This is a genomic window from Patescibacteria group bacterium, assembly GCA_018896645.1.
Lineage (GTDB): Bacteria > Patescibacteriota > Patescibacteriia > UBA2591 > JABMQE01 > JAHIMF01.
Map to the genome: position 1 here is coordinate 36,507 of JAHIMF010000075.1, position 6,059 is coordinate 42,565.

Annotated in this window: 4 protein-coding genes and 1 tRNA gene; all 5 read left to right on the forward strand. The window is 35.2% G+C overall.

Going from position 1 to position 6,059, the window contains the following annotated elements:
- Positions 1-29 precede the first annotated feature (29 nt).
- The 5 genes from KKD20_05615 to KKD20_05635 all read left to right on the forward strand — a co-directional run bounded on the left by KKD20_05615 (position 30) and on the right by KKD20_05635 (position 5,872).
- Complete coding sequence (locus KKD20_05615; GenBank protein ID MBU4332565.1) at positions 30-2,021, forward strand: hypothetical protein; 1,992 nt, start codon at positions 30-32, stop codon at positions 2,019-2,021.
- Between the two features lie 208 nt (positions 2,022-2,229).
- A tRNA-Leu gene (locus KKD20_05620) sits at positions 2,230-2,316 on the forward strand.
- A gap of 81 nt (positions 2,317-2,397) precedes the next feature.
- Positions 2,398-3,684, forward strand: a complete 1,287-nt coding sequence (locus tag KKD20_05625; protein MBU4332566.1) for a hypothetical protein — start codon at positions 2,398-2,400, stop codon at positions 3,682-3,684.
- Complete coding sequence (locus KKD20_05630; GenBank protein ID MBU4332567.1) at positions 3,681-4,277, forward strand: YdcF family protein; 597 nt, start codon at positions 3,681-3,683, stop codon at positions 4,275-4,277. The genes KKD20_05625 and KKD20_05630 overlap by 4 nt, the downstream gene beginning before the upstream one ends.
- Positions 4,278-4,504: 227 nt before the next feature.
- Positions 4,505-5,872: a hypothetical protein gene (locus KKD20_05635; protein MBU4332568.1), complete on the forward strand. Its 1,368-nt coding sequence runs from the start codon at positions 4,505-4,507 to the stop codon at positions 5,870-5,872.
- Positions 5,873-6,059 lie beyond the last annotated feature (187 nt).

Consider the following 6,059-nt stretch of genomic DNA (forward strand, 5'->3'; position numbering starts at 1 on the left):
ATTTTACCCCAACTAATCTTAAAACATTTGTGAAAGACTCTTCTCAAGATACCCCGAAAGATTTAAGGGAAAAACAACTAACTCAAGCTGCAAACCCTGCAAATAGCGAAAAGATTGCTAATGACGCCTTGATTGCTAAAAATTCTTCCAAATCCCCATTCTTAAGAAAGGTTATTTTTTTTGTTAATGACACTTTCAAAAAATACAAAAATAATAAATCCAATCAACAAAAACTGCCATTTAAAAAAATCCCCACCATCAAACAGCTCAAATATTTACCGAGCATCTTGTCTTCTCGAGAAAAACTAATTACCAAAATCTTTTTGGGAATTATCGCCTTAAACCTTCTTTTTTTAGGAGCCCGGTTCTATGTAACTCACCTGCATCTGGTTCCAACAATTGGCGGCGAATACACCGAAGCCACGGTCGGCTCGCCCCAATTTATCAACCCCATTATCGGCGTTACCTCGGATGTTGATAAAGATCTTACCAAACTGATTTATTCTGGCTTGCTTAAATATAACAAAGAGCAAAAGCTGATGCCCGACTTGGCCTCTAATTACATCATCTCCGACGACCAAAAAACCTACACTTTTTTTCTTAAAAAAAATATTGTTTGGCATGACGGCGAACCTTTAACCAGTGATGATGCAGTTTTCACCATTAAAACTATTCAGGACCCAGATTACAAAAGCCCGCTTTTTGTCAGCTTTAAGGGCATAAATGTTGTAAAAATTGATGACTATACGGTTGAATTTATCTTAGAAAAACCCTTTGCTCCCTTTCTCTCAATCTTAACGGTTGGCATCCTGCCAAAACATATCTGGGGAGCTATCCCAGCCGAACAATTTCAACTGGCTGTCTATAACACCAAGCCAATTGGTTCTGGGCTTTTTAAATTCAAATCTCTGACCAAAAACAAGGTTGGTGAAATCAAAGCCTTTAAGCTGGAAATTAATGAAGATTATTATGAAAAGTCGTATCTAAAAAATATTACTTTTAAATTTTATGCTGATTTCAATGAAGCGGGTGAAGCCCTGACCGGTAAAAATATTGATGGCATCAGTTATTTGCCTAAAGAGCTTAAAGAAAAAATAAACCTAGATCCTGATGCTAATTTTTATTCTCTGCTCCTGCCCCAATATACAGCCGTCTTTTTTAACCAAAATAATAATGAATTTTTAAAAACCAAGACTATCCGCCAAGCCCTGGCTTATGCGATTAATAAAGAGAAAATACTAACCCAGGCCCTAAGCTATGAAGGAGAAATTATTTACGGACCAATCCTGCCCGGCTCGATTGGTTACAGTCCAGATATTAGAACTTATGATTTTGACACTGAAAAAGCTAAGGAACTTTTAGAAAACGCCGGTTTTAGCCCAATCACCCCCAGTGAATACCAAGAACTCACAGCCAAGGAACAAGAAAAAACAGCTGAAACTGCTGGGCAGTCAACAACCACGGTGCTTAATGATTCGCAAAAATTCTACCTTAAGAAAGGCCAAAAAATATTAGAAATTAAATTAACCACAGTCGACCAGCCGGAAAACCAGAAAGCCGCAGAAATAATCAAGCAAGCCTGGCAAAATATTGGCGTCAAGACAACCCTGAAGATTGTTTCCAATATAGAAATCAAAAACATTATAAAAGAGCGTAACTATGAGACCCTGCTTTATGGTGTTATTACCGGCTTTGATCCGGATCCTTATCCTTTTTGGCATTCCTCTCAAAACCAAGCCCCTGGCCTTAACTTAGCTGTCTTTTCTAACAACGATGTTGACCATGTTTTAGAAGACGCCCGCAAAACCAACGACGAGCAAATACGGCATGATAAATATATACATTTCCAAAATATTTTGGTTGAAGAACTGCCAGCCATCTTTTTATACAGCCCAACTTACACTTATGTTTTAAGTTCAAAAATCAAGGGCTTTGAAATTACCCGAGTTGCGCAACCGTCGGATAGGTTTGCGAATATTGAAGAATGGTATATTAAGACAAAGAAGGTGGTGAGGTGGTGAAATAAAATTGTTGCGGCATTTCAATATACCTAACAACAAATAAAGTTCAATATTTTCATATATTCATATTCTCATTTATCATCTTTTTATTAATTTATTTGTTTATTAATTTATTAAATTTATTAATAAACTAATAAGAGCGAAGCGCAATAAATCAGTAAAAAAATATGTCAGATAAATATATGACTATATGAAGATATTTACAAAGGCCGCAGTGGCGGAACTGGCAGACGCGTACGGTTCAGGGCCGTATGTCCTTACGGACATGTGGGTTCAAGTCCCACCTGCGGCACCATTGAAAAATCAAAAATAAAAGATAAAAAATTAAAAACACAAACTTAAAAATTTTAAAACTAACTTCTCAATTTCTGAAAAAATGTCTCAACCCGTTAAAAAATCCCCTCAAAAAATAACAGAACCTTTTAATTACTCTTTTACAACAGCTCAAGATGGACTTTGTGCTATTTTTATTTCAGCTCGCTGTAAGTCAAAAAAACAAATCAAATCTAATATTGATGAGGATTTACGAATAGAAATTAATGGCTTGCAATTTAGAGAAATCCTCCCAGAGAAACATGAGCAACTTTTTAATATCCCTCCAACATTCAATGGTTCAAAGCTTAAAGGATTAAAAAAGACGGTTGTACTTCTGACGGTGTTGTCCAAGGGTAAACATATTCTTAGTTTGATTCCTAAAAATAGTGCATGCATTGAAGAGATAAAAATCCAGAGATTGGATGGCGGCGGGGAGATTACTTTAGATATAGAGGAACAGGCTGAGGATGGTAATGGGCGGCCTTGGTTCACTTTTGTTTTAACAGATTTACCTTTGAGTCAACTGGGGGTAGAAATGACCGTGAAGAAAAGATTGTGGGATAGTGATGATGTTAAAATAATAGTGAATGGGAAAGTGAAGCGAAATATAAAAGGAGGAAAGTATAAATTTTGGTATCTTGTGGGCGGCGTACTTGGTTGGATATTATGGAGAGTAAAGGGAAAACAGAAAAAAGTGAGCTTATCTTTTGATGAATCGTTTGATAATGGAATTCATTATATAGAGTTCTACGCCGACAGAATGCCAATTTTACATCAGATATTTTTTAGTTTATTTTACAAAGAGACAAAAGCAGAAATTAGGGCGGGTAATATTATCAAAGAGTATGCTTCATTAGTTCATCAGGCAGCCAAAGACTTTGAGGTCAACCCAATTATTGTGGGAGCGGTTATTTATCAAGAACAAGCCATGAATGTAAATTTTGTCGATGTTCTCACTGATTATATAGGAGGCCTCCTACATTTAAATACATCCATCGGAATTGGCCAAATCAGGGTAAATACTGCTAAAGCGCTGGAAGAGCAATATCCCCAACTAGACCCGCATCGCAGAGAAAGTATTTTTATAGACTATACTATAGTTCGAGTTGAACGGCTTAAAGATCCAGTAACTAATATTAGATATGTAGCAGCAAAACTCCATTTTACTCAAAAAAGGTGGAAAAGTGCGGGAATTGATATAACGGATAAAGCAGATATTTTGGGTACTTTATACAATATTGAGGACATAGATAGTCCAGTTGAACCACATCCTAGTCCACAACCCAATGAGTTTGGAAAAGGAGTAAAACGTAATTATAACAAAGTTAAAACTTTGCTAGGACTATGAAACCAAAACACAAATTTCTGAAAGTTTTTGTAATAGCGGTCATGCTCACAATAGGAGGATTCATTGGTTTATTGATTTCTATTTATTATCATTCGGGCATTGATAATGCAAAGGAAGCAGACGCCATAGTTGTCTTGGGAGCCAGCCAGTGGAATGGGACGCCTTCCCCAGTGCTTAAAGCTCGCCTAGACCAGGCCTATTTATTGTATCAGAAGGGATATGCTCCGAATATTATCTTAACCGGTGGCATAGGCAGAGAAGAAAACATATCAGAATCTCAAGTTGGAAAAAATTATCTTATAAAAAAAGGCCTTCGAGAAGAAGCAATTTTAATAGAAGAGAAAGCACATACTTCCTGGCAAAGCCTCAACCAAGTCGCCCAAATTGTTCAAACTAATAATTTTGATTCTATTATTTTAGTCAGCGACGGATTTCACCTGATGCGGCTTAAAAAAATGGCAAAAGATTTAAACCTTAAAGCATTTGCTTTTCCAGTCCAAGAAAGCCCTATCGCTCAGAACAAGTTGGAAAAATTTAAATATGTAATAAGGGAGGGAGTAGTGCTTATAATGTATTTATTATTTAAAGTATGATCAAAACCAGGGCGCTGTCCCGCTTTGCGGGGTGGAGGTTTTTACCCCGTCGGATGACGGGGCAAGTCCCTCCTCCGGCACCAGTTAATCATAATTCACGATTCACATAACACAATTCAAAAATTAGTATCATTCGTATACCATTAATAATTAACAATAACATATGAAAAAAACAAAACAAAATCAAAAACACAAACTTAAAAATTTTAAAACTATAGTTAACTCTTATGCCTGAAAAAATAGAATCACACAATTTAGATCCTGCTCAAAAAGAAACAACTAAATTACCAGAAAAAATTGAAAGTGAAGAAGCAAAAGATTATGACGAAACGAAAAAAAACGAACCAATTAAAAAAAACGAAGTTCACCAAAAAGATTCTATTGATATTTATGATAAAAATTTAGACGAAGAAATTAAAACGCTTGAAACATCAAAAAGGGAAATAGAATCTAAACTTGAATCCTTAAGCACCATCAAACGCGATTTAAATGAAAGATGGAAAAATCTTATGGGAGGACTTACAGGGGAACTTGATGATTTTGGTGAATATAAGGTTTTGGATAAATTAAAATTGGATGAATTTAAAAAAAATCCCATTAAAAAAGAATCAATGGTCATTTTGAAAAAATTAAAACGTCAGAACCGAAATGAGCGTGAGATATTAAGCGATAAACGCAGAGACTTGATTCAAGAAGACATGGCAATTATTCAAACAAAAAAAACTTTTGTAGAGGCAGAGACCAAATGTCCTACTATTGAAACAGAAAAGGATAGAGAAAAAATTGAACAAATAAAAGACAAGATAATTGATATAAAAGAATACCAAGGGCTCGTACATCGTACCCAATTATCAAATTTGGAACCTATATTACTTGAAGGATTTACGCAAAAAACTCTTGAAAAAATAAAGTGGGGTTGTTCTGGCGGGTACAAAAAAAGATATCATGAATTCGGCGACCACTTATCCCTAACTTTATTTATAAAACCATTCTGTTCATTTTTAAAAGAAGGTGGAAGTCAACACTGGATAGCCGGACCTGCTATGCTATTTTTTGATTATAACAAACTTAAAAACGTTAGATATCATATGGAATCGGGTGGTCTATTTAGGGGGGATAACCTAAAAAACGGTATTGATGATGCGATTGAAAAACAAAAAAAATATAAAGGACCGAAAAAATATCAGGAATACCGAGAAGAATACTTTGGCACCAACGAACTTCATATTGATAAAAAAGACGAAATTTTGTTAAAAGACGCAATTCAAGGAATAGTTCTTTGGCCAGGTGGAGCTCAAATGTTATCGCGAGGAGGACCAGAAAAGACAAAAAAACGGCCAGGTAACGTTTTTTATATGTCTGATCAAGAGTTGGAGCGAAGATCAAAAATGATAAAAGAACCAATATCGCTTTCCAGAAAACAAATTTACGAAATTGCAACAAATAGACTTTCACGTATTTTTCACCAACCAGATGCTCATCTTGTTCCCGTTTATGATAACTATGGAAATCTTCTGTGGCCAGAAAAGATTCCTTATGAAGAAATACAAAAAATAGCCGAAAATAATATGGAAAATCAAAGTAAAAATCCTTAATTTCTTAATTTCTAATTTCTCAATTTCTAAAAACAATGACTTTCACAAAAAGAAAAAAATTTATCAAACAAAATCAACAACCATCTCCTCAAAAAAGGAGCGGTTTTACTGCCCGCAAAATTTCATCTCATGGAACGCCACAAAACAAAATAAGGCAAACCAATCAAATCCAGCAAAAACCGCAAAT